This window comes from Herbiconiux sp. 11R-BC, assembly GCF_049472555.1.
Lineage (GTDB): Bacteria > Actinomycetota > Actinomycetes > Actinomycetales > Microbacteriaceae > Herbiconiux.
Map to the genome: position 1 here is coordinate 56,347 of NZ_JBCEBO010000004.1, position 24,701 is coordinate 81,047.

The 24,701-nt window shown below is 69.8% G+C and carries 29 protein-coding genes and 1 tRNA gene; 11 read left to right on the plus strand and 19 right to left on the minus strand.

The genetic code is table 11. The annotated features are described in order from the left end of the window. Positions 1 to 39 precede the first annotated feature (39 nt). From VD659_RS11030 to VD659_RS11050, 5 genes are all read right to left on the minus strand, one after another. Positions 40 to 1,098, minus strand: a complete 1,059-nt coding sequence (locus tag VD659_RS11030) for a DUF3048 domain-containing protein (RefSeq protein ID WP_423261148.1) — start codon at positions 1,096 to 1,098, stop codon at positions 40 to 42. A gap of 17 nt (positions 1,099 to 1,115) precedes the next feature. Then, positions 1,116 to 1,319: a cold-shock protein gene (locus VD659_RS11035; RefSeq protein WP_022898088.1), complete on the minus strand. Its 204-nt coding sequence runs from the start codon at positions 1,317 to 1,319 to the stop codon at positions 1,116 to 1,118. A 165-nt stretch (positions 1,320 to 1,484) separates the two neighbouring features. Then, the gene (locus VD659_RS11040; protein WP_423261149.1) at positions 1,485 to 2,057 is read right to left on the minus strand and encodes a LytR C-terminal domain-containing protein; all 573 of its coding nucleotides are present in this window, start codon (positions 2,055 to 2,057) and stop codon (positions 1,485 to 1,487) included. Between the two features lie 14 nt (positions 2,058 to 2,071). Next, complete coding sequence (locus VD659_RS11045) at positions 2,072 to 2,371, minus strand: DUF3263 domain-containing protein (RefSeq protein WP_423261150.1); 300 nt, start codon at positions 2,369 to 2,371, stop codon at positions 2,072 to 2,074. Positions 2,372 to 2,443: 72 nt separating this feature from the next. After that, on the minus strand, positions 2,444 to 2,917 hold the full coding sequence (locus VD659_RS11050) for a GNAT family N-acetyltransferase (protein WP_423261152.1): 474 nt from the start codon (positions 2,915 to 2,917) through the stop codon (positions 2,444 to 2,446). Between the two features lie 82 nt (positions 2,918 to 2,999). Between VD659_RS11050 and msrB the strand changes: the two genes are divergently transcribed. The 4 genes from msrB to VD659_RS11070 all read left to right on the plus strand — a co-directional run bounded on the left by msrB (position 3,000) and on the right by VD659_RS11070 (position 5,841). Then, positions 3,000 to 3,401, plus strand: a complete 402-nt coding sequence (gene msrB / locus VD659_RS11055; RefSeq protein ID WP_423261153.1) for a peptide-methionine (R)-S-oxide reductase MsrB — start codon at positions 3,000 to 3,002, stop codon at positions 3,399 to 3,401. Positions 3,402 to 3,424: 23 nt separating this feature from the next. After that, positions 3,425 to 3,955 (plus strand): nitroreductase family protein, encoded by a 531-nt coding sequence (locus VD659_RS11060; protein ID WP_423261443.1) that lies wholly within the window; start codon positions 3,425 to 3,427, stop codon positions 3,953 to 3,955. A 177-nt stretch (positions 3,956 to 4,132) separates the two neighbouring features. After that, a complete protein-coding gene (locus VD659_RS11065; RefSeq protein ID WP_423261444.1) occupies positions 4,133 to 5,368 on the plus strand; it encodes an MFS transporter in 1,236 nt (411 codons plus the stop codon). A 26-nt stretch (positions 5,369 to 5,394) separates the two neighbouring features. Beyond that, positions 5,395 to 5,841 (plus strand): GNAT family N-acetyltransferase, encoded by a 447-nt coding sequence (locus VD659_RS11070; protein WP_423261154.1) that lies wholly within the window; start codon positions 5,395 to 5,397, stop codon positions 5,839 to 5,841. Positions 5,842 to 6,021: 180 nt separating this feature from the next. Here the strand turns inward: VD659_RS11070 and VD659_RS11075 are convergent. Beyond that, a tRNA-Thr gene (locus VD659_RS11075) sits at positions 6,022 to 6,094 on the minus strand. A 78-nt stretch (positions 6,095 to 6,172) separates the two neighbouring features. Further along, positions 6,173 to 7,084 (minus strand): DsbA family protein, encoded by a 912-nt coding sequence (locus tag VD659_RS11080; protein ID WP_423261155.1) that lies wholly within the window; start codon positions 7,082 to 7,084, stop codon positions 6,173 to 6,175. Between the two features lie 228 nt (positions 7,085 to 7,312). On the opposite strand from VD659_RS11080, the gene VD659_RS11085 reads away from it, so the two are divergent. Both VD659_RS11085 and VD659_RS11090 read left to right on the plus strand, forming a co-directional pair. Further along, a complete protein-coding gene (locus VD659_RS11085; protein WP_423261156.1) occupies positions 7,313 to 8,413 on the plus strand; it encodes an ABC transporter ATP-binding protein in 1,101 nt (366 codons plus the stop codon). Positions 8,414 to 8,416: 3 nt separating this feature from the next. Then, positions 8,417 to 9,700 (plus strand): DUF4032 domain-containing protein, encoded by a 1,284-nt coding sequence (locus VD659_RS11090; RefSeq protein WP_423261157.1) that lies wholly within the window; start codon positions 8,417 to 8,419, stop codon positions 9,698 to 9,700. 70 nt (positions 9,701 to 9,770) lie between these two features. Here VD659_RS11090 and rlmB read toward each other — a convergent pair whose 3' ends face one another. From rlmB to VD659_RS11110, 4 genes are all read right to left on the minus strand, one after another. Continuing rightward, positions 9,771 to 10,796: a 23S rRNA (guanosine(2251)-2'-O)-methyltransferase RlmB gene (gene rlmB, locus VD659_RS11095; RefSeq protein WP_423261158.1), complete on the minus strand. Its 1,026-nt coding sequence runs from the start codon at positions 10,794 to 10,796 to the stop codon at positions 9,771 to 9,773. Then, positions 10,789 to 12,222 carry a cysteine--tRNA ligase gene (gene cysS / locus VD659_RS11100; protein ID WP_423261159.1) on the minus strand — a complete coding sequence of 478 codons (1,434 nt, stop codon included), beginning with the start codon at positions 12,220 to 12,222 and terminating at the stop codon, positions 10,789 to 10,791. The genes rlmB and cysS overlap by 8 nt, the downstream gene beginning before the upstream one ends. A 96-nt stretch (positions 12,223 to 12,318) precedes the next feature. Continuing rightward, positions 12,319 to 13,482 carry a 2-C-methyl-D-erythritol 4-phosphate cytidylyltransferase gene (gene ispD / locus VD659_RS11105; protein WP_423261160.1) on the minus strand — a complete coding sequence of 388 codons (1,164 nt, stop codon included), beginning with the start codon at positions 13,480 to 13,482 and terminating at the stop codon, positions 12,319 to 12,321. Positions 13,483 to 13,494: 12 nt separating this feature from the next. Further along, positions 13,495 to 13,977 carry a CarD family transcriptional regulator gene (locus VD659_RS11110; protein WP_066040922.1) on the minus strand — a complete coding sequence of 161 codons (483 nt, stop codon included), beginning with the start codon at positions 13,975 to 13,977 and terminating at the stop codon, positions 13,495 to 13,497. Between the two features lie 126 nt (positions 13,978 to 14,103). Here VD659_RS11110 and VD659_RS11115 point away from each other — a divergent pair, with 126 nt between their 5' ends. After that, positions 14,104 to 14,673, plus strand: coding sequence for a hypothetical protein (locus VD659_RS11115; RefSeq protein WP_423261161.1), 570 nt, complete (start codon positions 14,104 to 14,106; stop codon positions 14,671 to 14,673). 54 nt (positions 14,674 to 14,727) lie between these two features. On the opposite strand, the gene VD659_RS11120 is transcribed toward VD659_RS11115, so the two are convergent. Further along, the gene (locus VD659_RS11120) at positions 14,728 to 15,408 is read right to left on the minus strand and encodes a response regulator transcription factor (protein ID WP_137837864.1); all 681 of its coding nucleotides are present in this window, start codon (positions 15,406 to 15,408) and stop codon (positions 14,728 to 14,730) included. Continuing rightward, positions 15,405 to 16,559, minus strand: coding sequence for a sensor histidine kinase (locus VD659_RS11125; protein ID WP_423261162.1), 1,155 nt, complete (start codon positions 16,557 to 16,559; stop codon positions 15,405 to 15,407). Before VD659_RS11125 ends, VD659_RS11120 begins: the two co-directional genes overlap by 4 nt. 145 nt (positions 16,560 to 16,704) lie before the next feature. On the opposite strand from VD659_RS11125, the gene phoU reads away from it, so the two are divergent. Next, positions 16,705 to 17,364, plus strand: coding sequence for a phosphate signaling complex protein PhoU (gene phoU / locus VD659_RS11130; RefSeq protein WP_137837866.1), 660 nt, complete (start codon positions 16,705 to 16,707; stop codon positions 17,362 to 17,364). Between the two features lie 75 nt (positions 17,365 to 17,439). On the opposite strand, the gene VD659_RS11135 is transcribed toward phoU, so the two are convergent. Further along, on the minus strand, positions 17,440 to 18,192 hold the full coding sequence (locus tag VD659_RS11135) for a phosphoglyceromutase (protein ID WP_423261163.1): 753 nt from the start codon (positions 18,190 to 18,192) through the stop codon (positions 17,440 to 17,442). A 35-nt stretch (positions 18,193 to 18,227) separates the two neighbouring features. Between VD659_RS11135 and VD659_RS11140 the strand changes: the two genes are divergently transcribed. Further along, on the plus strand, positions 18,228 to 19,049 hold the full coding sequence (locus VD659_RS11140) for a class I SAM-dependent methyltransferase (protein WP_423261165.1): 822 nt from the start codon (positions 18,228 to 18,230) through the stop codon (positions 19,047 to 19,049). Between the two features lie 51 nt (positions 19,050 to 19,100). Here the strand turns inward: VD659_RS11140 and VD659_RS11145 are convergent, their stop codons facing one another. The 5 genes from VD659_RS11145 to VD659_RS11165 all read right to left on the minus strand — a co-directional run bounded on the left by VD659_RS11145 (position 19,101) and on the right by VD659_RS11165 (position 23,062). Beyond that, entirely contained in the window at positions 19,101 to 19,529 is a 429-nt protein-coding gene (locus VD659_RS11145) for a hypothetical protein (protein WP_137837869.1), read from the minus strand. Positions 19,530 to 19,596: 67 nt separating this feature from the next. Further along, a complete protein-coding gene (locus VD659_RS11150; RefSeq protein WP_423261166.1) occupies positions 19,597 to 20,715 on the minus strand; it encodes an FUSC family protein in 1,119 nt (372 codons plus the stop codon). Between the two features lie 28 nt (positions 20,716 to 20,743). Next, on the minus strand, positions 20,744 to 21,940 hold the full coding sequence (locus VD659_RS11155) for a YgfZ/GcvT domain-containing protein (RefSeq protein WP_423261167.1): 1,197 nt from the start codon (positions 21,938 to 21,940) through the stop codon (positions 20,744 to 20,746). Positions 21,941 to 21,945: 5 nt separating this feature from the next. Further along, positions 21,946 to 22,665: an FABP family protein gene (locus VD659_RS11160; RefSeq protein ID WP_423261168.1), complete on the minus strand. Its 720-nt coding sequence runs from the start codon at positions 22,663 to 22,665 to the stop codon at positions 21,946 to 21,948. Positions 22,666 to 22,795: 130 nt separating this feature from the next. Then, positions 22,796 to 23,062: a hypothetical protein gene (locus VD659_RS11165; protein WP_423261169.1), complete on the minus strand. Its 267-nt coding sequence runs from the start codon at positions 23,060 to 23,062 to the stop codon at positions 22,796 to 22,798. 66 nt (positions 23,063 to 23,128) lie between these two features. Here VD659_RS11165 and VD659_RS11170 point away from each other — a divergent pair, with 66 nt between their 5' ends. After that, entirely contained in the window at positions 23,129 to 23,821 is a 693-nt protein-coding gene (locus VD659_RS11170; protein WP_137837876.1) for a response regulator transcription factor, read from the plus strand. Then, the gene (mshD, locus tag VD659_RS11175; protein ID WP_423261170.1) at positions 23,790 to 24,683 is read left to right on the plus strand and encodes a mycothiol synthase; all 894 of its coding nucleotides are present in this window, start codon (positions 23,790 to 23,792) and stop codon (positions 24,681 to 24,683) included. The genes VD659_RS11170 and mshD overlap by 32 nt, the downstream gene beginning before the upstream one ends. The last annotated feature ends 18 nt before the right edge of the window (positions 24,684 to 24,701 follow it).

The following is a 24,701-nucleotide window of genomic DNA, read 5'->3' on the forward strand; positions in this document are numbered from 1 at the left end:
ACAGCCACGCGCCACCGCGAGCGGCGCGAATGAGCGCGGTCAGGCCGCGGGCACCACCGTGACGCTGCCGGAGTCGGGCACGAGCTGCACCCAGGTGTTGCCCGGGGCGAGCCGCACGGTCGCGCCCAGATCGTCGACCACCCGGATGGGCGAGGTCGCCGAATCCTTCGACCACGTGCCGTGCACGGTCTTGCCACCGGTGGAGATCGTGGCCTCCCCCGAGGCCACCAGCACCGCCTGCGGAACCTCGGCGTCGTAGTTGTAGACCTCGTTCACCCGCAGGGTCAGCACGTTCACCGCCGAGAGCTGCGCCCCGTTCGAATCGAGGTCGGGCGAGCCCTCCTGGCTGCGCAGGAAGGTGCCGGATGCCGCATCCCAGGCCCAGCCCGGGTACCGCGCATCCGAATAGACGATCTGCACCGAGGCGGTGGGGGTGCCCTCGACGACCGCGGTCGAGGTGGCGGTGTCGAAGGAGTAGGCGAACTGCTGCTGCGGAGGCGCGAGATCGAGGTGCTGCGAGACGAGCTCCGAGGCCTTGACCACGACGTCGTGCGGGCTCGTGCGGCCGTCCATCCGGTAGAAGGTGGAGTCGGTGTCGCTCTGGCCGTGGATGGCGTTGTAGACCGGCGTGGCCTTCATCATGTCGACGAACTGCTGCTGGCCGCCGGAGTAGGCCACGATGCCGCCGAAGGGCGACAGGATGTCGGGGTCCATCGGGCGGATCGACCGCACCGGGCCGATCAGGTCGGGGATGTCGGACTGCCAGATGGCGACGTAGCGCGTCAGGCCGCCCTCGACGAGCTCCTCGAACACGATGTCGGTGCGCTCCAGACCGATCTGGGGCCGCGCTTCCTCATGGTTGTCGATCTTGGCCGCGAGCGAGGGGTTCTGCGCCGTTCCGGCCGCGACGATCGACCCGCGCAACGGCAGCAGCACCGTCGGCGCGGGGGTCTGGTACCCCGAGGCGTAGCTGGCGGTCGGCGTCGCGGAGGCGCTCGGCCCGGGCGCATCCGGCGTGCACGCGGCAAGCGCGAGCAGCACGCCGGCTGCGAGAACTGTCGTCGCGACGCGGGCAGCAGACCGTCTCGGGCTCTTCACGCCCAAAGACTAGCGGTTCAGGCCAGACGCACGGACTCGGCCTGCGGGCCCTTGGCACCCGTTCCCACCTCGAAGACGACCTGCTGGCCCTCCTCGAGAACCTTGTAGCCGGCCATGTCGATCGCCGAGTAGTGCACGAACACGTCCTGTCCGCCGCCGTCGACGGTGATGAAGCCGTAGCCCTTTTCAGCGTTGAACCACTTCACGGTTCCGTTCGCCATTGTTACTCCCAAGTGCTGTGTTTCTGCAGAAGTGACACAATTGCCACCTCCAATTCCAGATACTAACCGGGCGCAAATGGCGGAAACGGTGAATTTTGCACTTCGTGACCGCAACTCAACACGACGGAAACACGCGCGAAATAATGGGCCCGCTGCGGGCCCCGCTCAGGCTGCGGGTGCGGTCACACCCGGGCCGGCGTAGTCGGCGCCGAGCACGACCGTGAGCTTGCCCTGGTAGTTCGTCGACTGCTCGATCGTGGCGGTGCCGAGCAGCTGGGCGAGTCCGAGCGCGGCTCCTTCGTCGGCCGGGTCGGCGTAGTAGACGATGGTCGTCGCCACGTCGGTGGCACTCGCGTTGGCCATCGTCGCGATGGTCCAGCCCGCCGCCGCCGCGGCGTCGCCCACGCGGCTCGCGAGACCGAGGTTCGTCGTGCCGTTGAGCACGGTGACGTCGAGCGAGGGGTCGGTGGTGGCCACCGGCGTCGGAGCGGGCGTCGCGGTGTCGCTCGCGACGGCGCTCGAGGTCGAGGAGCTGCCGCCGAAGGCATCCGTGAACTGGATGTTGTTGTTCACGACGGCGAGGTAGGTCACGCCGGCTCCGACCAGGAGAACGGTGGCGAGAGCCGCCCAGGCGAACACGATCCAGCCGCGACCACGCGGACGGGGACCCCGGTGGGCGCCCACCCGGTCGGGTTGGGCGGGGAGGCGGTCGAAGCTGTCCTCAGGGAAACGTGGCATGAAGGCGGAGGGTCCTAGTCGTCGCGCGAGAGCAGCCGGGCCGAACGCGCGGCGAGCCGCGCATCCCTCACCCGCTGCAGCCTCTTGATGAGCATCGGATCGTGTGCGAGAGCGGCCGGGGAGTCGATCAGCGCACCGAGAAGTTGGTAGTAGCGGGCGGAGGAGAGCCCGAAGTCCTTGCGGATGGCCTGCTCCTTGGCGCCGGCGTGCTTCCACCAGCTGCGCTCGAAGCGCAGGATGCGCGCATCCCGGTCGCTCAGCCCCTCGGACGAGGGAGCGGCAGCCGAGGCGGGAACGTCGTCGGCGACGGACATCCTCACCTCATCTGCACTCGCGGCGCGACCTCGGGCAGGCCGCGCATCCCCGACATCATATTCGCGGCGACCTCAACGATCGCCGATAGCAACGCCGGGGCGGTACATCGAGATGTGGCTGATGCCCGCCTCGACGTAGTCGCCGCCGAACGCATCGAAGCCGAAGCGTGTGTAGAGCGGGGCGATGTAGCTCTGGGCGTGCAGCAGCATCGCCTCGGCGCCGAACTCCTCCATCACCTGCGCGAGCAGCAGCTGGGCGAGTCCCTGACCACGACGATCGGGATGCACGACGACGCGCCCGATCACGCGACGGGCGTCGAGGTGCTCGGGTTCGGCATCCGTCAGCACGCGCAGGTAGGCGATGACGTCCCGGCCCTCGGCGATCCAGTAGTGCAGCGTCTCCGGCTCGGCGTCGCGCCAGTCGAGTTCGCTCTCGTCGACGCGCTGCTCCACGAAGAAGACGTCGGTGCGCAGCTTCAGCAGACCGTAGAGCTCCTCTGCGGTGAGGGCGCTCCAGGCTTTGCGGACAGGGGAATGGGCAGGCACCGTCCAGAGTTTACTGGGATGATTGACGATCGACCGGTGACCGCCGTCAGAGCGGCCGCAGCAGAACCCGAGGAGCACTCCGATGACGTACCAGGTGTCCAAGTCCGACGACGAATGGCGCGAGGAGCTCTCGGGCGACGAGTACGCCGTGCTGCGCCAGGCCGCCACCGAGCGCCCCTGGACCGGCGAGCTGCTCGACGAGAACCGTGAGGGTGTGTACACCTGCAAGGCCTGCGGCCAGGAGCTGTTCCGCAGCACCACGAAGTTCGACTCGCACTGCGGCTGGCCGAGCTTCTATGACCCCACCGGTTCCGACGCCGTGGAACTGATCGAAGACCGCTCCCTCGGCATGGTGCGCACCGAGGTGCGCTGCTCGAACTGCGGTTCGCACCTCGGCCACCTCTTCGACGACGCCCCGCAGACGCCCACGGGCGACCGCTACTGCATGAACTCGATCTCGCTGAACTTCGAAGCGGCCGAGTAGGCGTGGCCGGCGTCAAGGAGGCCATGCTCGGTCGCCGTTCCTCATCGAGGGTGACGGATGCGGCGCCCACCCACGCCGAGCTCGTCTCCTTCGTCGAGGCGGCCGGCCAGCTCGCCGACCACAGCGGTCTGCGCCCGTGGCGGGTCATCGAGATCCGCGGCGACGCGCGTGACCGGCTCGGCGACGGCCTCGCGAAGGCCGACGGCGTGAAGAAGAAGCACGCGGAGAAGTACCGCCAGAAGGCCCGGCGGGCGCCGCTCGTGCTCGCCGTGGTGGCCTCGTTCAAGGCCAGCCACAAGGTGCCCCGCTGGGAGCAGGAGGCCGTCGCCTCCGGCGTCGCCCACGGGCTGTCGCTCGTGCTCGACGACGAGGGCTGGGGCGTCTTCTGGCGCACCGGCGAGCTCACGCGCACCGGCGCCGTCCGCAAGGCGCACCTGCTCGGCAAGAACGAGGAGCTGCTGGGCTGGCTGTACGTCGGCGGGGTGCCGGCGCGCGGTCGCAAGGCGCGCGCGAAGGGCCGCATCCGGGTCTCGGAGCACCTCTCGGCGTTGTGACGCGGGCGGGCGCCGCAAGGCCGGCCCCGTGGCCCCGACCGGGCAGCGCGCATCCCGTTCCGCCACGGGGCTTAGGCTGGATGCACTGTGACGGAACTGGATCTCTCTCCAGTCGACGACGACTCCCCCCGCACGGCTCCCTCCTCCTCGCAGGACACGGACACCGGCCCCGCCGCGATCGCGCACGTCTCGGCGGCACGCCGCTGGTTCGCCATCCTCGCCCTCGCCCTCGGCGGATTCGGCATCGGCGTCACCGAGTTCGTCACGATGGGACTGCTGCCGAACATCGCCGCCGACCTTCTCCCCGCCCAGTACGCGACCGACCCGGCGGCGGCCAACGCCTCGGCCGGCTACCTGGTGTCGGTCTACGCGCTCGGCGTGGTGGTGGGGGCGCCCACCATCGCGGCACTCGCCGCGCGCTGGCCGCGCAAGCGCCTGCTCATCGCCCTCGTCTCCGTGTTCGTCGTGGGCAACCTGCTCTCCGCCGTTCTTCCCTCATTCGGGCTCGTGCTCGCCGCCCGCTTCGTGAGCGCGCTGCCGCACGGCGCCTACTTCGGCATCGCCTCGCTCGTGGCGGCGTCGCTGATGGGGCCCGACAAGCGCGCCCGCGGCGTGGCCTTCGTGCTCGGTGGGCTCGCCATCGCCAACGTGGTGGGGGTGCCGTTCGGCACCTTCCTCGGCCAGAGCTTCGGCTGGCGGAGCGCCTACCTCCTCGTGGCGGTCATCTTCGCGCTGACGCTGGCGTGCATCCTGGTGGCCGTGCCGTTCCAGCCCGGAGACCCGGCGGCGACCATGCGCAACGAGCTCTCGGCGTTCACGCGGCTCCAGGTCTGGCTCACCCTCGCGCTCGGCTCCATCGGCTTCGGCGGCGTCTTCGCGGTGTACACCTACATCGCGCCCGTGGTGACCGACGTCACCGGTCTCGGCGCGGGCGTCGTGCCCTGGGTGCTCGTGGCCTTCGGGCTCGGGATGACGGTGGGCAACTTCGTGAGCGGCTGGCTCACCGACCGTTCGGTGAAGCGCTCGCTCGTCATCACGGTGATCGGCCTCGGTGTCTCGGTGCTCGCCTTCGGCCTCTTCGCGCACCTGGCCGTGGGGCTGTTCGTCACGGTGTTCTTCGTCGGCGGTTTCGCCGGGGCGTGCTCGCCCGGCATCCAGACCCGGCTGATGGACGTCTCGCACAACGCGCAGTCGATCGCGGCCGCCCTCAACCATTCGGCGCTCAACATCGGCAACAGCCTCGGAGCCTTCCTCGGCGGCCTCGTGATCGCGGCCGGCTTCGGCTACATCGCACCGGCCTTCGCCGGCGTGGGGCTCGCGATCGTGGGATTCGCCATCCTGCTCGTCTCCTTCGGCATCGACCGCCGCCGGGGCCGGGCTGCGAGCACGGCCGTCTCTGCGCCATCCGCCTGAGCGCACCTGCGCACTAGGGTGGCGGCATGTCCGTGCGCCCCGCCACTCCTGCCGACCTCGACGAACTGGCGGAGCTCTTCGCCGCCTACCGCGTGTTCTACGGTCTGCCGCACGACGTCGCGGCCGCTCGCACCTATCTGGAACAGCGGATGCGCGGGGCCGAGTCGGTCGTGCTCGTCGCGCCGGGCGCATCCGGCTCCCTGAGCGGCTTCACGCAGCTCTACCCCTCGTTCTGCTCGCTGGAGCTGGCGCCGATCTTCGTGCTCTACGACCTCTTCGTCGCTCCGGATGCCCGGGGCACGGGCGTGGGCACCGCACTCCTCACCGCCGCCCGCGCCCTCGGCGAGGCCGCGGGGGCGGCACGCCTCGAGCTCTCCACCGCGCACTCGAACACCGTCGCGCAGCGCCTCTACGAGTCGCTCGGCTGGCTTCCCGACGAGGAGTACCGCCACTACGAGCTACCCCTCCGCTGACGCGGAGCACGAGCTGCTGCCGCGGAGGGCGAGAGCGAGCTTCCCACGAAGTTCCCACGCGTGGGCACAGGAGCTACTTACTACTGTCTATTCGGGCCGGCTGCGGGACTCGAACCCCACGACGCATCGCGTCGTGCGTCACCCGGGGTGACCATGCTGCCGCGCAGGGCGGCGATACTGGGCCGGCTGCGGGACTCGAACCCGCAACCCCCGCTTTACAAGAGCGGTGCGCTACCAATTGCGCCAAGCCGGCTGGTGCCGGACTGATCCGGCCACGGCCCATTGTAGCCACGGCTGCGGCGGCGCCATCAGCACCGCCGCGGGCCGGGCGTCAGCTGCCGGTGGTGGGAGTGGGCGTCGGGGTCGCGGTCGAGTAGGCCTCGCCGGCCACCTGCACCACGAAGGCGGAGAACGCGTTCGCGTCGGTGAGCGAGCCGGTGTACTTCTGCCCGTTCACGAGCACGGTGGGGGTGCCGGTGACGGCGGTCTCGCTGGTGTTCGGCAGCGGGCCCTGCAGGGCGCGGGAGGTCGCATCCGCCACCCAGCCCTTGAACTGCTTGCTGTCGATGCACGAGCTGATGTCGCTCTGCGCCGTCACCCCGGCCTGACTGGCCAGGTCTTTCAGCGTCGAATCGTCCAGGCCCGAGGTGTTCTCGGCGGGCTGGTTGGTGTAGAGCAGCCCGTTGAAGGCCCAGAACTGGTCGGGCGAGTAGTTCGCCACACAGGCGGCCGCGTTGGCGGCGCGCGTCGAGTAGGCGGTGCCGAGCGAGGATCGGTCGAGGATCGACAGCGGGTGGATCTCCACGGTCGCGGCCCCCGACTTCACCCAGTCGCCGATCTGCGTGTTGTTGGTGGTCTCGAACTGACCGCAGTAGGGGCACATGTAGTCGATGTACATGCGGATGTCGACGACGCCCGAAGCAGGGTCGTTCGTGGTGGGAACGGGGCTCTCGCCCGAGGCGAGGGCCGGCGTGGTGACCGCGGTGAAGCCGGTGCCGATGGTGATGCCGTCGCTGGCCATGTTGAGCGGGCCGGGGCCGGCTGGCTTCAGCGTGGAGGTGATGACGAGGGTGATGCCCACGATGATCGCGATCACGACGACGCTGAGCGAGGAGATCAGGATGACGCGGTTGCGCACGTCCTTCTTGCGCTGCTCCTCGCGGAGCTGCTTCGCCTTCTCGCGTGCCGCTTCACGCCGCTGATTCTTGGACTGTCGCGAATCGCCGGATGCGCCAATGGTCATTCGTGGATGCTCCGTGTGCTCTTGGGCTCGTAACGCCGTGGGTCGTGTGTGGTGAGTTGAGGACTCCCCCACGGGACACAACTTCTCAATGATAGTAGGAAGACAGTCTGGGAGGATGCCCGCGCTCAGCCGTGTGATAATGATCGATGGGTCTCCGACGATGTGGGCCCGTTAATCCATCACAACGGATCGTCCGGCACGTACCTGCCGGTGAAGGAGTAATAGATCATGGCATCAGTCACGTTCGACAAGGCATCCCGTATCTACCCGGGGGCCACTCGTGCGTCGGTCGACAAGCTCGACCTTCAGGTCGCCGACGGCGAGTTCCTGGTTCTCGTCGGTCCTTCCGGTTGCGGAAAGTCGACCTCGCTGCGCATGCTCGCCGGCCTCGAAGAGGTCAACGAGGGCCGCATCCTGATCGGCGACCGCGACGTCACCGACATCCCGCCGAAGGACCGCGACATCGCGATGGTCTTCCAGAACTACGCGCTGTACCCGCACATGACCGTGGCCGAGAACATGGGCTTCGCGCTCAAGATCGCCGGTGTGAACAAGGACGAGCGAGCCACCCGCGTTCTCGAGGCCGCAAAGCTGCTCGACCTCGAGCCCTACCTCAGCCGCAAGCCCAAGGCGCTCTCGGGTGGTCAGCGTCAGCGTGTCGCCATGGGCCGCGCCATCGTGCGTCAGCCCCAGGTGTTCCTCATGGACGAGCCGCTGTCGAACCTCGACGCCAAGCTCCGCGTGCAGACCCGCACCCAGATCGCGAGCCTGCAGCGCCGCCTCGGCGTCACCACGGTCTACGTCACGCACGACCAGACCGAGGCGCTCACCATGGGCGACCGCATCGCCGTGCTGAAGGACGGCCTGCTGCAGCAGGTCGGCTCGCCGCGCGACCTCTACGAAAAGCCGAACAACGTGTTCGTGGCCGGCTTCATCGGCTCGCCCGCGATGAACCTCTTCCACGCCGACCTGGCCGAGTCGGGTGTCAAGTTCGGCACCTCGATCGTCCCGGTCGACCGCGAGACCCTCGCGTCGAGCACGGGCACCAGCGCCACCATCGGCGTGCGCCCCGAGGACATCGTCGTGTCGGCCACTCCGGGCGAGGGCCTCGAGGTCGTCGTCGACCTGATCGAGGAGCTCGGCGCCGACGGCTACCTCTACGGCCACTCCGAGATCGGCGGCAAGCGCACCGACATCGTCGCGCGTGTCGACGGCCGCTCGCACCCCTTCGTGGGCGACAAGCTGTACCTCACCGCCGCGCCGAACCACGTGCACCTGTTCGACCTGGAGTCGGGCGAGCGCCTCGGCAACAAGGCCGTCGTCGCCTAAGCCTTGACGACCTCCCTTACGATCACCTCGGCCACGGCGGATCCGGCACTGCTGGATCTGCCGTGGTCGGTGCCGTTGGACGAGTGGCCCGATCAGTACATCGCGGCCCTGCCCAAGGGCATCTCCCGCCACCTGGTGCGCTTCGCTCACCTCTCCGGTCACGTGATCGCCATCAAGGAGACCACCGACGAGATGGCGAAGCGCGAGTATGAGATGCTGCGCACCCTGCAGCGCCTCGACGTGCCCTGCGTCGACCCGCTCGCCGTCATCACCAACCGCACGGATGCCGACGGCAACCCCCTGAACTCGGCCCTCGTCACCCGGCACCTGAAGTTCTCGCTCCCCTACCGTGCGCTGTTCTCGCAGCAGCTGCGGCCCGACACCGCCACGCGGCTCGTCGACGCCCTCGCCGTGCTGCTCGTGCGCCTGCATGTCATCGGCTTCTTCTGGGGCGACGTGTCGCTCTCGAACACGCTCTTCCGGCGGGATGCGGGCGCCTTCGCCGCCTACCTCGTCGACGCCGAGACCGGCCAGCTCTACGACGGACTCTCCAACGGCCAGCGCGAGAACGACCTCGAGATCGCCCGGGTCAACATCGCCGGCGAGCTGATGGACCTCGAAGCCGGCGGCCGGGTCGACGAAGAGCTCGACCCCATCAAGCTCTCCAACGGCATCGTCGCCGCCTACCGCTCGCTCTGGAAGGAGCTCACGGGCTCCGAGTCGTTCAGCTCCTCCGAGCGCTGGCGCATCAACGAGCGCGTCGACCGCCTCAACGATCTCGGCTTCGACATCGAGGAGCTCGCCATCAAGACCACCGAGGGCGGCACCACGGTGCGCATCCAGCCCAAGGTCGTGGATGCGGGCCACCACCAGCGCCGGCTGCTGCGGCTCACCGGGCTCGACGCCCAGGAGAACCAGGCCCGGCGCCTGCTCAACGACCTCGACTCCTACACGGCGAAGTACGGCCGCAAGGACTACGACGAGGAGATGGTGGCCCACGAGTGGCTCGCCAAGGTCTTCGAGCCCGTCATCCGCGCCATCCCGCGCGATCTCAAGGGCAAGCTCGAACCGGCGGAGGTCTTCCACCAGCTGCTCGAGCACCGCTGGTTCATGAGCCAGGAGCAGAACCGCGACGTTCCGCTCGCCGAGGCGCTCTCCTCCTACATCGACACGGTGCTCCGGCACCGCCGCGACGAGGCCACGGTCATCGGTCCGCCCACCGAGGCGATCACGCTGTCGATCCCGGCGCAGGGCGAACCCGAGACCGACTGGCGCCTCACCGTCTGAGACGTCGCAGCCTCGTCACTTTCGGCTCCGAACCGCAGGTCTTGGAGCCGAAAGTGACGAGGCTGATAGCTCAGAGGGCGCGCTGGCGGGCGATCTCGTAGAGGGTGACCGAGGCGGCGATCCCCGCGTTCAGCGACTCGGCGCCCGTGATGGGGATCGAGACGATGGCGTCGCAGGTCTCGGCCACCAGGCGGGAGAGGCCCTTGCCCTCGTTGCCCACGACGATCACGATCGGGCCGTCGGCGAAGTCGAGTCCGGGCAGCGACACGTCGCCGTCGCCCGCGAGGCCCACCACGAAGACACCGGCCGCCTTGAAGGCCTTCAGGGTCTGGGTGAGGTTCGACGCCATGGCCACGGGCGTGGTGGCCGCCGCACCCGCCGAGGTCTTCCACGCCGCAGCGGTGACGCCCACCGAGCGTCGCTGCGGCACGATGACTCCCTGACCGCCGAACGCGGCGGTCGACCGGATGATCGCCCCGAGGTTGCGCGGATCGGTGATGCCGTCCAGCGCCACGAACAGGGGCTTCTTGCCCTTGCGCTGAGCCTCCTCGAGCAGCGACTCCGGATGCGCGTACTCGTAGGGCGGCACCTTCAGCGCGAGCCCCTGGTGCACCGAGTCGTGGCCGGACAGACGGTCGAGCTCGGGCCGCATGACCTCCATCACGGGGATGCCGCGCTTGGTGGCGAGGGACAGCGCCTCCTTGACGCGCTCGTCGACCTCCACCCGGAACGCCACGTACAGCGCCGTCGCCGGGATGCGCGCGCGCAGCGCCTCGACCACCGAGTTGCGGCCGGTGACCATCTCGAAGTCGTCGGCCTTCTTGACCCGGCGTGCGGGAGCCGGGCGGCCGCCATCCTGCGCGCGCTCGTTGCTCGAGCGGGCGCCGGGGCGACCCTTGCCGCCGGCCGCCGCGAAGCGCTCGCGCGCCGCCTTGGCCTTGCCCGCGGGGTGGTACGGCCGGTCCTCGGCCTTGGGCGTGGGCTTCTTGCCCTCGAGGGCCTGGCGGCCCTGCCCGCCTGAGCCGACCGTGCGGCCCTTGCTGCTCTTGCGAACGGCGCCGGCCCGCGAGGGTCGTGCAGATCCTGATTTAGCCATCGAGACTCCAGTGCGCGCCGTTAGGCGTGTCTTCTATCGATATTCCGGCTTGTCCGAGTTCATCCCGGATGCGGTCCGCGGTGGTGAAGTCGCGGCTCTTGCGTGCCGTCTCCCGGTCGGAGACGAGTCGTTCCACCAGAGTACCCAGTGCGCGCTCGGCCTCGCCGCCGGAGGCGCCCGCCCACTCCGGCGACAGCGGGTTGATGCCGAGCACCTCGGTCATCGCGAGCACCTGGCCGAGCAGGGTGGCCGCTTCGGCGAAGTCCTCGTCGTCGAGGGCCGCGTTGCCGGTGCGGACGGTCTCGTGGATGACGGCGATGGCCTGCGGAACGCTGAGGTCGTCATCCATCGCCTCCCGGAACTCCTGGGGGATGACGAGTTCCGAGGTGCCCGCGAAACGGGTGCCGGCGAGACGGCGCTCGGCACGGTCGAGGAAGCCCTCGATGCGCGAGACGGCGGCTTCGGCCTCTTCGAGGGCGCCGTCGTGGTATTCGAGGTTCGAGCGGTAGTGCGCGGCACCGAGGTAGTAGCGCAGCACCACGGGGCGGGCCGAGGCGATGAGCTCCGAGGCGAAGATCGAGTTGCCGAGCGACTTCGACATCTTCTGGCCGGTGACCGAGACGAGGCCGTTGTGCATCCAGTAGTTCGCGAAGGCGTCGCCGGCCGCGCGCGACTGCGCGAGCTCGTTCTCGTGGTGCGGAAAGCGCAGATCGAGGCCGCCGCCGTGGATGTCGAACTGCGTGCCGAGGTACTTGGTCGACATGGCGGAGCATTCGATGTGCCATCCCGGCCGGCCGCGGCCCCAGGGGCTGATCCAGGCGGCCGTCTCCGGCTCGCCCTCCTTGTGCCCCTTCCAGAGTGCGAAGTCGCGCACGTCTTTCTTGCCGCGCGACTCCGAGTCTGCGGCGGGGGCCATGTCCTCCGCCTTCTGGTGGGTGAGCTCGCCGTAGTCGGCCCAGCTCGCCGTGTCGAAGTAGACGTCGCCGGTGCCGTCGTCGGTCGCGTAGGCGTGACCGGCCTCGATGAGCCGCGAGATGATGGCCTGCATCTCGGGGATGCTCGCCGTGGCGCGCGGCTCGTAGGTGGGCGGCATGACGCCGATCGCGTTGTAGGCGGCCGTGAACTCGAGCTCGACGCGGTAGGCCAGCGCCCACCACTCCTCCGGGTCGGGCGTGAGCGCGCTCTCGGCGGCGTTGATCAGGATCTTGTCGTCGATGTCGGTGACGTTGCGCACGAAGGTGACGGCGTAGCCGCTGTAGGAGAGCCAGCGGCGCAGCAGGTCGTAGACGAGCGCCGAACGCAGGTGCCCGATGTGCGGCGACGACTGCACGGTGGGGCCGCACACGTACACCCCGACCTTGCCCGGAACCATCGGGGTGAAGTCGGTGAGCGCGCGGGCCTTCGAGTCGTACAGTCGCAAAGTCACTGCGTCATCTTACCGTCGCGGCAGATCGACGGAGTTGTCACGCTCTCGCGGACTGAGATTCCGTCGTCACCGGGATACCGCCGCGAACTCCGTCGTTTAGACGGGGGAGCTCAGCACCAGGGCGGTGGCGATCGCGGTGACGCCCTCGCCGCGCCCGGTGAAGCCGAGGCCGTCGGTGGTGGTCGCCGAGACGGAGACGGGGGCTCCGAGCAGGCTCGTGAGCAGCGCATCCGCTTCGGCCTTGCGCGGAGCGAAGCGGGGGCGGTTGCCGATGAGCTGCACCGACACGTTGCCGATGCGGAAGCCGGCCTGCTCGAGGACGCGGCGCGTGCGGGAGAGGAAGACGTCGCCGTGGGCACCCGCGAGCGCCGGGTCGTCGGTACCGAAGAGGCCTCCGATGTCGCCGAGGCCGGCCGCCCCGAGCAGCGCGTCGCAGATCGCGTGCGCCACCGCGTCGCCGTCGCTGTGCCCGGCGAGGCCGGCTTCGCCCGGCCAGTGCAGGCCGGCGAGCCAGAGCTCGGCCCCGGGGTCGTAGGCGTGGGCGTCGACGCCCGTGCCGATGCGTGGCGACCACGGTGTGGTGGTGCGCACGAGGCTCTCCGCTCGCTCGAGGTCGTCGGCCGTGGTGATCTTGAAGGAGCGGGCATCGCCCGGCACCACGAGCACCGGATGCCCGGCCTCGCGCACGAGGGCGGCGTCGTCGGTGAAGTCGGCCGCGTCGAGCGCGTAGGCCTCCTCGAGCTGCGCGCGGGGGAAGCCCTGCGGCGTCTGCACGGCCGTGAGCGTCGAACGGTCGATCGTGTCGCGCACCGTCCCGTCGGCGGCGACGCCCTTGATCGTGTCGGTCACCGGCAGGCCCGGGATGACGCCGTGGCCGCTCGAGCGCACCGCGGCCACCACGCGGTCGAAGACCTCCGGCGGCGTGAAGGCGCGAGCGGCGTCATGAACGAGCACGATCTCGGTGCCGGCGGGCAGCATCCGGAGCCCGGCCGCCACCGACTTCTGCCGCGTCTGGCCACCGGCCACCACGACGGCGGCCACGCCGAGGCGCTCGAACTCGGCCGCGGCCTCGCTCACCAGAGCGGCGGGCACGACCGCCACGACCGCGGCCGGTTCGGACATTCCCGAAATGGAATCCATCGACCGCGACAGGATGCTCCGGCCCGCGACCTCGACGAAGGCCTTCGGTCGCGCATGACCCAGACGGCTGCCCGAGCCCGCCGCGACCACGACGACCGCGACGGACGGACTGCTCTGCACGACCGGGAGGAGCTAGGAGGCGAGAACCTCGTCGAGAACCAGCGAGGCCTTCTCCTCATCGGTCTTCTCGGCGAGGGCGAGCTCGGAGATCAGGATCTGGCGCGCCTTGGCGAGCATCCGCTTCTCTCCGGCCGAGAGACCGCGATCCTGGTCGCGGCGCCAGAGGTCGCGCACGACCTCGCTCACCTTGATGACGTCGCCGGAGGCGAGCTTCTCGAGGTTGGCCTTGTACCGGCGCGACCAGTTGGTGGGCTCCTCGGTGAACGGCGCGCGCAGCACCTCGAACACCTTGTCGAGACCCTCACGGCCGATGACGTCGCGAACGCCCACGAGGTCGACGTTGTCGGCCGGCACCTCGATGGTCAGGTCGCCCTGAGTGACACGGAGTTTCAGGTAGATCTTCTCTTCACCCTTGATGACGCGGGTCTTCACCTCGGAGATCGTCGCGGCTCCGTGGTGGGGGTAAACGACTGTCTCGCCGACCTCAAAAAGCATGAATGGATGTCCTTCCGTGACCTCTAGGATACCACAGGGGCTATGTAGTAAGGCTGTCCTAACCAGCTCGCGACGGCCCGCTCGTTGTAGGCTGAGGCCAAAGCGTTGACGACTCTGGAGGGTCTTGTGAGAGCTCGGTTCGCGGCATCCGCCATCGTTGTGGCGCTCGTCGCCTTCGGCACGGCGGGGTGCGCGTTCATCACGCCCCAGGCCACCACGGAGATCGTCGAGACCTCCGACGGAGTGAATGCGACGGTCGGCGAGATCGACGTGCGCAACGCCACGCTGATCAGCGAAGACGGCGCCTCGGCGAACATGCTCGTCACCTTCGTGAACCCGAACATCTCCACCCGCGAGCTGCTGGTGCAGTACACCGACAGCGAGAGCGGTCAGCGCGTCACCGAGAAGGTGTTCGTGCCCGGCAGCGGGTCGACGAGCTTCGGCGGCGCTGACCAGAAGCAGATCCTGCTCACGAACGTCTCGAAGCCCGGCAGCCTGTTCCCGGTGTACTTCCAGTACGGCAGCGTCGAGGGCGTGCAGGTGCTCGTGCCGGTGCTCAACACCTCGCTGCCGGAATACACCGGCCTCGCGCCGACCGCGACTCCGAGCGCCACCACGGCGCCCACGCCGATCCCGACCAACATCGTCGGCACCACGGCCGCCACCCCGTCGCCGACGGCCACCCCCGCCGGCTGACGCCCCCTCCCCAGGCCGGCAGCGCCCCCGCGCTGACGGCCCACGGGCTCAGCCCTACCCCTCGAAGCGGTAGCCGAGCCCGCGCACCGTCACGAGGAGCGTCGGCTCCGACGGAGCCTTCTCGATCTTCGAGCGGATGCGCTTGATGTGCACGTCGAGCGTCTTGGTGTCGCCGAAGTAGTCGGAGCCCCACACCCGGTCGATCAGCTGGCCTCGGGTGAGCACGCGCCCGGCGTTCCGCAGCAGCAGTTCGAGCAGCTCGAATTCCTTGAGGGGCATGGCCACCTCCTTGCCGTTCACGGCGACCGTGTGGCGCTCGACGTCCATCGACACGGGGCCGGCCTTCAGCAGCGGCTCGGCGGCGTCGAGCACCTCGAGCTGGCGCCGCATCACGGCCCGGATGCGCGCGAGGAGCTCACGAGTGGAGTACGGCTTCGTGACGTAGTCGTCGGCCCCGAGCTCGAGGCCCACGACGATGTCGATCTCGGAGTCCTTGGCGGTGAGCATGATGATGGGCACCGAGGAGCGGGTGCGGATCTCGCGGCACACCTCGGTGCCGGGGATGCCGGGGATCATGAGGTCGAGCAGGATGATGTCGACCCCGCCGCGGTCGAACTCGCTGATGGCGCTCGGCCCGTCGGGCGCGACGGTGACGCCGTAGCCCTCACGACGCAGCAGGTAGCTGAGCGGTTCGCTCAGCGCGGCTTCGTCTTCGACCAGCAGGATGTGGGTCATCGCTTCTCTCCTTGTGAGACCGGCGTGGCGCGATTCGCCTCGGGAAGCCGGATGGTGAACGTGGAACCCTGGCCGATCTGGGACCAGGCACGGATGTCGCCGCCGTGATTCTGCACGACGTGCTTGACGATGCTGAGACCGAGGCCGGTGCCGCCGGTGTTGCGGGAGCGCGCCTGGTCGACCCGGAAGAACCGCTCGAACACCCGCGGCAGGTCTTCCTCGGGGATGCCGATGCCCTGGTCGGTGATCACGAGCTCCACGACGCCCTCGTCGTGGTGCACGCCGATGCCGATGCGCGAGCCGTCGGGCGAGTACTGCACGGCGTTCGCGATGAGGTTGTTCACGGCGAGGGTGAGCAGGGCCTCGTCGCCGATCACCTCCACGTGCTTGGCGCCGCCGACGGCGAGCGTCATGCCCCGCGCATCCGCCACCACGTGGTTCTGGTCGACGGCGGTGGAGATGATGCCGTCGATGTCGATGAGCTTGGCCGAGGCGAGGATGTCGGTGGCCTGCAGGCGGGAGAGCTCGATGATCTCGCGGGTGATCTGTGCGAGCCGCGTGGCCTCGGTTCCCATCCGCTTCGCGAAGCGGCGCACCTGATCGGGGTCGTCGGAGGCCGGCTCGAGCGCCTCGGCGAGCAACGCGATGGCGCCGATCGGCGTCTTCAGCTCGTGGCTGATGTTGGCGATGAAGTCGCGGCGCACCTCTTCGAGTCGGTAGGCATCCGTTCGGTCCTCCGCGAGCACGAGCACGTAGCGGCTGCCCAATCGCGCCACCCGCACGTCGAGGTGGATGCTCGCCTCGCCGAACGGGCCGCGCGCGAGAGTGACCTCCTCGTTGCGCGAGTCGCCGTCGCGGCGCACGGCGGCGACGATCTCGAGGATGTCGTCGTGCACGAGCAGCTGATTCACGACGAGGCCGTAGGTGTAGGCCATCTCGGAGGCCTTGACGACGTTGTTCGAGGGGTCGAGCACGAGGCCGGCGGAGTCGAGCGCATCGATCACCTGGTCGACGCCGTCGGGCACCGAAGCGGCGACGACGGTGACCGCGTTGTTTCCCCGCCGTTCAGCCATGTGGAGCAAGAGCACGAACCCCGCTCCCACGAAGAGGCCGAGTGCCACAGACAACAGCACCAACCAGCCTGTTTCCATAGCCACTACACTAATGAGTCCGCCAGGGCTCGGGTTCGCGGATGCGCTTCGCGGCCCATTGGTTGGCAGAGTGTTCAGATGCCCGGCACTTCGCGTTAACCTGGCCCGGTTTGGATGGCTTTACCAAAGAAAGGACCCCACACGCATGCGTGAGGTATTCCAGCAAGAGCTTCGCGAGGTTCAGGAGCGTCTCGTCGAGATCTCCGAGCTCGTCACCGTGGCCATCACGAACGCGACCACGGCGTTCAACGAGTCGAACGTCTCGCTCGCCGAGGCGGTCATCGCCGAAGACCCCAAGATCGACGCCCTCGCGGCCGGTCTCGACGAGTTGGCCATCAACATCCTGGCCCTGCAGCAGCCGGTGGCCCGCGACCTGCGCATCGTGGTGACGGCCCTGCGCGTGAGCGCGTCACTCGAGCGGATGGGCGACATCGCCGAGCACATCGCCCAGCTGGCCCGCTACCGCTACCCCGACAAGGTCGTGAAGAAGAGCCTGCGCCAGACCTTCGCCGAGATGGGCCGCCTCGACGTCGAGCTCGCCAAGAAGCTCACGGTTCTGCTGCAGACCGAGGACGTGGCCCTCGCCGACGAGATGCGCAACGACGACGACCGCATCGACGAGCTGCACGTGAGCGTGTTCGACGCCGTCCTCGGCTCGCACTGGAAGGGCGAGGCGGTCGACACGGTCGACGTCACGCTCGCCAGCCGCTACCACGAGCGCTTCGCCGACCACGCGGTCTCGATCGCCAAGAAGGTGCAGTACCTGGCCACCGGAGAGTGGCCCGGCAGCACCACCAACCCGTAACCGGGCGTTCACCCCGGCAACGGGAAAGCCCCCGCTCCTCTTTCGAGGACGGGGGCTTTCTCGTGCGCCTGAACGCTACTTCTTGCCCTGCGCGGCCACGGCGGCGGCGCCGGCGGCAGCGGCCTCGGGGTCGAGGTACTCCCCCGGGCCGAGCGGCGCGAACGAGGCGTCGAGCTTGTAGACCAGCGGGATGCCGGTGGGGATGTTGAGCTCGGCGATCTCGTCGTCGGAGATGCCGTCGAGGTGCTTCACGAGCGCGCGCAGGGAGTTGCCGTGCGCGGTGACGAGCACGGTCTTGCCGAGTGCGAGGTCGCCCTGGATATCGCTCTCCCAGTAGGGCAGCATCCGCTCGATGACGTCTTTCAGGCATTCGGTGCGCGGCACCGCGTCGCCGAGGTCGGCGTAGCGCGGGTCGCCCACCTGCGAGTACTGGTCGTCGTCGGCGATGGGGGGTGGCGGCACGTCGAAGCTGCGGCGCCAGGTCTGGAACTGCTCGGGGCCGTACTCGGCGAGCGTCTGCGCCTTGTCCTTGCCCTGCAGGGCGCCGTAGTGGCGCTCGTTGAGGCGCCAGGAGCGCTTGACGTCGATCCACAGGCGGTCGGCCTCGGCGAGCGCGAGGTTCGCGGTCTGGATGGCGCGGGTGAGGCGCGAGGTGTACAGAACGTCGGGCAGGAGGCCCGATTCGGCCAGCAGCTCGCCGGCGCGCTTGGCCTCGCCGACGCCCTGCTCCGAGAGCGGCACGTCGACCCAGCCGGTGAACAGGTTCTTCTGGTTCCACTCGCTGTTTCCGTGGCGCAGCAGGATCAGGGTGTAGGGCTCAGTTGGCATGCCCCAATCCTATTGCGGCGGCGCCCCATGATTGGATGGGAGCCATGCCGATCGGTGCCGTCACCCGGGGAACCACGAACACCAATCGGCTGCGCCGGGTCGACCGGTGGATCCAGACCCTGCCCATTCTGCGCTCGAGCGGCGATCCGCTCGTGGTCGACCTCGGCTACGGGGCGAGCGGCGTCACCGCGTTCGAGCTGCAGGCGCGTCTCGCCGCCGTGCGGCCGGATGCGGAAGTGCTCGGCCTCGAGATCGCCCCCGAGCGTGTGGCGACCGCGACCGCCCAGCTGAAGGATGTGCGCGACGGCCGCACCGGATTCGCCCCGGATGCCCGGGTCGGGTTCGCGGTCGGCGGCTTCGAGGTGCCGTTGCCGGCCGGCCGCCGGGCCGCCGTCATCCGGGCCTTCAACGTGCTGCGGCAGTACGACGAGGCCGAGGTCGCCGCCGCCTGGAGCCTCATGGTGGGCCGCCTCCAGCCCGGCGGCGTGCTCGTGGAGGGCACCTGCAACGAGGTGGGCCGGGTGAGCAGCTGGGTGGCGGTGGAGCACGCGGGGCCGGTCTCGTTCACGGTGTCGCTGCGCCTGAGCGGCCTCGAGCATCCGTCGATCGTGGCGGAGCGCCTGCCCAAGGCCCTCATCCACCGCAACGTGCCCGGCGAACCGGTGCACCGCTTCCTCGTCGAGCTCGACCGCTTCTGGCAGCACAACGCCGCCCTCGGCACCTACGGGCCGGTGCAGCGCTGGGTGGCGACGGTCGACGGGATGCGCGAGGCCGGCTGGGGTGTGTCGACCCCGCGGCGGCGCATCCGGCTCGGCGAGATCACCGTGCCGTGGAGCCAGGTGGCGCCGGCCGCCTGAGCGCCCGCCGCCTGAGCGCCCGCTCTGGGCCCGAACCCTCTGTGGCCGGCGCTACTTGACGGGCAGCGTGACCGACTGGCCGTTCACCTGCACCACAAGGGGCTCGGCCACGCTCACGCTGTTCGGCGTCCAGAACACGGTGGTGTGCGGCACGTAGTCCATGGTGCAGATCTGGTCGGCGGCGAGCGGGACGGTGTCGATCGACACCGTGTTGCCCTGGCCGGCGGGCTCGACGACGTTGATGCGGCTGCCGATCACCGGGCAGGTGGAACTGCCGGAGACCGCGACGGCGAGCGCCGCGCCGTCTTCGACCCAGAAGGCCTGCACGCCCGAGTCGTCGGCCGGCGACTCCTGCGAGACCGCGTGCTCGTCAGGAACCCCCGAGAAGCTGGTGGTGGCGCCGGTGACCGTGCATCCGGTCAGCACGAACGCGGCGGCGACGGCGGCGATCGTGAACGGGACGAGCTTTCGCATCTTCATGTGCCTAACGCTAGCGAATGGAGGGGGCCCGGGGCCATTCGGGGCGGCCCTCGGCGCGGCATCGGGATCAGCTCGTGATGTCGGGCAGCGCGCGGCGGGCCTCGTCGATCGCCATGCCGCTCGCGGCGAGCAGATCGAGCACGAGCGGCCGCACCGAGACCACGAGTGAGGCCTCCGACACCGGCTGGCCGGGGATGAGCGTGCGCGGGTCGAGCGTGATGGCGATGAGGACGAGGCTCTGGCGCACGATCGGCCGGAGCTCGGGGTGGTCGATCGACTGCGCGAGCATCGAGGCGGCGCTCTGCAGGCCGGCGAAGAGCTCGGCCAGCTCGGGCCTCGGCCGGTCGTCGGACAGCACGCTCAGGCGCCGGGCGACCACGCGCAGGTTCCTCGCCGCGTGGTCCATGTGCTGCTGCATCACCTGCAGTTCGGCGAGCTCGTGGCGGTGCTTGCGGAGGAACGGCGAGATGCGCGAGATCGCGGCGGCGGAGTCGAGTGACGACTTCCATTGCTCGAGCAGGCCGTGCGTCTCGCGTGCCCGCCCGAGCACGAGCTCGGCGGTCTCCTTGTCGCCGATGCGCACCACCGCGACGAGCGAGGACAGGATGGAGGTGAAGGCCGAGAAGAACTTCAGCGCCTCCCGCCGCGCGGCCCGGCGCGGGTCTCGAGGCAGCAGTGCCGTGCTGGCGAGGGCGACGATGCCGCCCAGCACCGCGTCCTCGGTGCGGGTGAACGGTCCGCCGGGCGGAACCGGCAGCAGGGTCACGAGCCCCGCCTGCACGGCGGCGACGATCGGGAGCCCGGGCACCGGCGACAGCAGCCGCGTCAGCACGAGCGCCGCGAAGACGGTGAGCGAGAACTGCCAGAGCCCCTGACCGGCCACGAGCAGGATGAGCTCGCTCAGGATGATGCCGATCGTCATCGCGATCGCCGTCTCCAGCACCCGGCGGGGCCGGGCGTCGAGCACGAGGCCGAGACTCGAGAGCGTCACCGTGACCGCCACGATCGGATAGGGATGCCCGAGCAGGAAGTGCGCGAGCGCATAGGCCACCGTGACGGCCACCACGAGCTGCACGATCGACGGCAGGCTCGCGCCGGTGCGCTCAAGACCGGCCTTCGCCTCCGCGGTCACGCGGGCGATGAAGGAAGCCCGCTCGCCGTTCTCCGGGCGGAGCGGCGCGGTCACGGGGCGGCCCCGGTCATCCGCGGCGCGCTCAGCGGCGGCGGGCGCCGAGCCGGGGAAGGCGCGGAACCCGGCCGACGGCAGCGCCGGCCTCGGGCGAGACGATCGACTCCGCGGTCGCAGCGACGTCGCCGTCGGCGGTGCGCACCACGAGGCCGGCCTCGGGGTCGAGCTGGCGCTTCACCACGGCCAGGGCGACCGGGCCCCACTCATGGTGGATCGCCACGGAGGTCACGTGGCCCACCGCATCCGGGGCCCCGGCCTCGCCGGCCGCGCCGGTGGGCGCGAGGAACACCTCGTCACCCGCGGCCGGGAGCACGGCGTCGGAGCCGTCGAGCTGCAGGAACACCAGTCGCCGCGGCGGGTGGCCGAGGTTGTGCACCTTCGCCACCGTCTCCTGCCCGCGGTAGCAGCCCTTGTCCAGGTGCACGGCCGAGCGCATCCAGTCGAGCTCGTGCGGGATCGACCTCTCGTCGACCTCGGTCGAGAGCCGCGGGCGCCAGGCGGCGACGCGCAGCGCCTCTGCCGCGAGCAGCCCGGCTACGGCGAGCTCGCCGCTCTGCACGGCCGCCACGAGCTCGGGGAGCTTCTCGCGCGGCACGAGGGTCTCACGCCAGAACCAGTCGGCGCCGGGGTGCTCGTCGACCTGGGCGTACTGCACGCCACCGGCGACGACCTCGGGCCACGGATCGGCCCAGGTGAGCGGATGCCCGCCACCCGCGGCCGCGACGGCGGCGAGCGCGGGCGAGGCGGGGGCGTCGGGCGCGCCGGCCAGCCACCCGACCGTGGCGAACTCGGCCGAGCGGTCGGCGATCTCCACGCGCAGCATGAAGCGCATCCGCTGCAGCCAGGCCTCGAGGGACTCGGTCTCGCCGGCGTCGACCAGCAGCCACGCCGTCTCGCCGTCGTCGAACACGCGGATGGCGTGCTCGATGCGGCCGTTCACGGAGAGCAGCAGGGTCTCGGCGGAGTCCCCCGGAGCGAGACCGCGCAGGCTCTGGCTGGTGACGGAGTCGAGCCAGCTCAGGCGATCGGGGCCGGAGACGGAGACCACCCCGCGGTGCGAGAGGTCGACGATGACGGGAGCCGAGGGAACGACGCCCGCGAGCATCCGCTGTTCGACGAGCGGGTTGCCGTAATGCGAGGGGATGCCCGCGTCGGCACCCGCGGCGGCCACCGCGCCCGGGAGCGACAGGAACGCGGAGGCGGGAGCGGCGACCTCGGCCATGGCCATCAGTCGACCTTCGCGAGGCGCGCCGAGGCGTGGGTGCGCAGGCTCTGGCCGAGCGCGGCGATGTCCCAGGCCCAGAGCAGGTGGTTGTCGACGAGACCGTAGATGCGGGTGGCCGCGGTGTACTCCTTCGCCGAGCGCGAGCGCACGACGGCGTCGGTGGCGAGGTCGATGCGGGGGCCCTTGACCTGACCGAGGTAGAGCTCGCTGATGCCGCTCGGGTGCACGATCGACACCTCGATGTCGAAGCCCTCCGCGGAATTGCGCAGGGTCTCGACCGACTGCGCCGTGTTGAAGGGGCGCGGGCCGACGCCGGGCAGCAGGCCCGGGCCCGCGTCGCCCTCGATGTGCAGGCGGCTGAGGCGCCAGAAGCCCGTCTCGGCGGTGAGCGGGGTGGGCGCGCCGGTGTTCGCGTCCTGGTCGGCGGCGTCGGCGTCTGCGCCGGTGGACCCGTCATCCGGCTCGCCGGTGCCGGCCACCGCTCCGCGGGCGAGGATCTCGGCCGGGTCGGCGGGCGCCGGGCCGTCGCCGAGCAGCCAGGTGTAGGAGCTGTAGTTCAGGTACGGCAGCCCGTCATGGCTGAAGCTGACCCGCTGGCCGAACTCGCGCGAGACGTTCTCCTCGCCGATCGTGTAGTCGATCACGCCCGTGCCCTCCCACACGCCGATCAGCCACGAGAGCGGGACGAGTTCGGCGGGAAGGTCGGTGGGGATCTCGATCACAGCGGCGAACTCAGCGCTGGCCGCGGAAGAGCTTGTAGATGACGACCCCCGCGGTCCAGGCGATGGCGAGGCTCGCAAGCCCGAGAAGGCCGATGAACAGGAGTTCTAGCGCGACGTAGGATTGCATGCTCTACAGCTTAGCGCCCGCGGCGAACGCGAGGGGGGCGAGCACCACCGTGGCCAGCGCCAGGATGACGACCGTGCCGCCCAGGCTGGCCGAGACGCGGTTCACATAGCCCTTGCGCACGGGCACCAGCATCTGGACACCGAAGGTCACCAGCAGGGCCAGCCCCAGGATGACGGGCATGAACACCAGATAGCTCCCCGGCGAGACGAAGACGCCCACGGCGATCACGGCGAGGACGGCGAGGATCCAGACCGGGACTACGCTTCTCATGAGCAGACTCATACCCGCCATTCTGCCCGATAGGATGTACCGCAGGCGTTCTCTGGAGGAACTTACGTGGCGCAGTTGTTGATACTGACCTCTGCGGTCGACCGAGAGGTGTTGCCCGCACTGTCTCTGCTCAGCCACCGCACACGTCAGATCCCTGCCGAGCCCTCCCAGTTGGTGAACACCCCCAACAGCGATCTCATCTTCGTCGACGCCCGGCACGACCTCGCCTCGGCCCGCTCGCTCTGCAAGATCCTCAGCACCACCGGCATCGGCGTTCCCGTCGTGCTCATCCTCACCGAGGGCGGGCTCACCGCCGTCAGCGCCGAGTGGGGTGCGGCGGATGTCGTGCTCGAGTCGGCGGGGCCGGCCGAGGTCGACACGCGCATCCGGCTCGCCATCGGGCGTCAGGTGCAAGACCAGTCGACCTCGAAGATCCAGGCATCCGGCGTCGTCATCGACGAGGCGAGCTACTCGGCCCGCGTGCACGGCCGCCCGCTCGACCTCACCTTCAAGGAGTTCGAGCTGCTGCGGTTCTTCGCGATGCACCCCTCGCGCGTGTTCACCCGCGAGCAGCTGCTCAGCGAGGTGTGGGGCTACGACTACTTCGGCGGCACCCGCACGGTCGACGTGCACGTGCGGCGGCTGCGCGCCAAACTGGGCGACCTCGAATCGTTGATCGGCACCGTGCGCAACGTGGGGTACCGCTTCAACTTCTTCGAGGACGACAATGAGCGACTCGCTCACACTCTCGGTCAGTAGCCCCGACGAGGCGCGCGAGCCCTTCCTGCGGCTCGTGGCGAGAGCCGCACTGGTCGACGGTCAGCCGCCGTTCAACGACCAGGCGCTCGTGGACATCGGCAAGGGCACCCGCTCGTTGCTGCTCGCCGAGCGCACCTCCACCGTCGTGGGGGCCGCCATCGTGGGGCAGGGCGAGTTCGAGTTCGTGATCGATCCGGAGTGGCGCGAAGAGGGCCTCGGGCGGCAGCTGCTCGAGATCCTGCTGCGGAACTCGGAAGCCGGACTGCTCGCCTGGGCGCACGGCGACCACCCGGCCAGCCGCCGCCTGGCCGCGAGCCACGGCTTCCGGGCCGTGCGCACCCTGCTGCAGCTGCGCCGCGAACTGCCCGCCTCGGCCGGCCCCGGCACCGAGCTCCCGCCCGGCATCAGCCTCTCCACCTTCCGCGGCGGAGCGGATGTCGACGACTGGGTCGAGCTGAACGCCCGCGTCTTCGCCGACCACGCCGAGCAGGGCGGGATGACCGCCGAAGACCTGCGCTTCCGCATGTCGGAGGCGTGGTTCGAGCCCGACGACTTCCTGCTGCTGCGCGACGCCGAGGGCCGCATGATCGGCTACAACTGGCTGAAGATCGAGCCCGACGACGACCGCGTGGGCGAGATCTACGTGGTGGGCGTCGACGAGGCGCACGCCGGTCAGGGCCTCGGCCGCTTCCTGATGAACCGCGGGCTCGCGCGGCTGGTCGAACGCGGCTGCGCGCAGGCGGCGCTCTACGTCGACGGGGAGAACACCCGCGCGGTGGCGCTCTACCGCTCGCTCGGCTTCACGGACCACACCATCGATGTGCAGTACCGTCAGGTGCTCACCGGGCGGCCACGCGGCTGAGGTATCCTCGACGGCATC

Bases quoted from the DNA above. Each gene is read 5' to 3' on its own strand.
- VD659_RS11040 (WP_423261149.1), bottom strand. From the start codon at position 2,057: ATGCCACGTTTCCCTGAGGACAGCTTCGACCGCCTCCCCGCCCAACCC.
- phoU (WP_137837866.1), top strand. From the start codon at position 16,705: ATGCGTGAGGTATTCCAGCAAGAGCTTCGCGAGGTTCAGGAGCGTCTC.
- rlmB (WP_423261158.1), bottom strand. From the start codon at position 10,796: ATGGCTAAATCAGGATCTGCACGACCCTCGCGGGCCGGCGCCGTTCGC.
- VD659_RS11080 (WP_423261155.1), bottom strand. From the start codon at position 7,084: ATGACCATTGGCGCATCCGGCGATTCGCGACAGTCCAAGAATCAGCGG.
- VD659_RS11070 (WP_423261154.1), top strand. From the start codon at position 5,395: ATGTCCGTGCGCCCCGCCACTCCTGCCGACCTCGACGAACTGGCGGAG.
- VD659_RS11120 (WP_137837864.1), bottom strand. From the start codon at position 15,408: ATGACCCACATCCTGCTGGTCGAAGACGAAGCCGCGCTGAGCGAACCG.
- VD659_RS11045 (WP_423261150.1), bottom strand. From the start codon at position 2,371: ATGTCCGTCGCCGACGACGTTCCCGCCTCGGCTGCCGCTCCCTCGTCC.
- VD659_RS11060 (WP_423261443.1), top strand. From the start codon at position 3,425: ATGCTCGGTCGCCGTTCCTCATCGAGGGTGACGGATGCGGCGCCCACC.
- VD659_RS11125 (WP_423261162.1), bottom strand. From the start codon at position 16,559: ATGGAAACAGGCTGGTTGGTGCTGTTGTCTGTGGCACTCGGCCTCTTC.
- VD659_RS11135 (WP_423261163.1), bottom strand. From the start codon at position 18,192: ATGCCAACTGAGCCCTACACCCTGATCCTGCTGCGCCACGGAAACAGC.
- msrB (WP_423261153.1), top strand. From the start codon at position 3,000: ATGACGTACCAGGTGTCCAAGTCCGACGACGAATGGCGCGAGGAGCTC.
- VD659_RS11165 (WP_423261169.1), bottom strand. From the start codon at position 23,062: ATGAGAAGCGTAGTCCCGGTCTGGATCCTCGCCGTCCTCGCCGTGATC.
- VD659_RS11035 (WP_022898088.1), bottom strand. From the start codon at position 1,319: ATGGCGAACGGAACCGTGAAGTGGTTCAACGCTGAAAAGGGCTACGGC.
- VD659_RS11145 (WP_137837869.1), bottom strand. From the start codon at position 19,529: ATGAAGATGCGAAAGCTCGTCCCGTTCACGATCGCCGCCGTCGCCGCC.
- VD659_RS11085 (WP_423261156.1), top strand. From the start codon at position 7,313: ATGGCATCAGTCACGTTCGACAAGGCATCCCGTATCTACCCGGGGGCC.
- VD659_RS11155 (WP_423261167.1), bottom strand. From the start codon at position 21,940: ATGGCCGAGGTCGCCGCTCCCGCCTCCGCGTTCCTGTCGCTCCCGGGC.
- mshD (WP_423261170.1), top strand. From the start codon at position 23,790: ATGAGCGACTCGCTCACACTCTCGGTCAGTAGCCCCGACGAGGCGCGC.
- VD659_RS11110 (WP_066040922.1), bottom strand. From the start codon at position 13,977: ATGCTTTTTGAGGTCGGCGAGACAGTCGTTTACCCCCACCACGGAGCC.
- VD659_RS11140 (WP_423261165.1), top strand. From the start codon at position 18,228: ATGGGAGCCATGCCGATCGGTGCCGTCACCCGGGGAACCACGAACACC.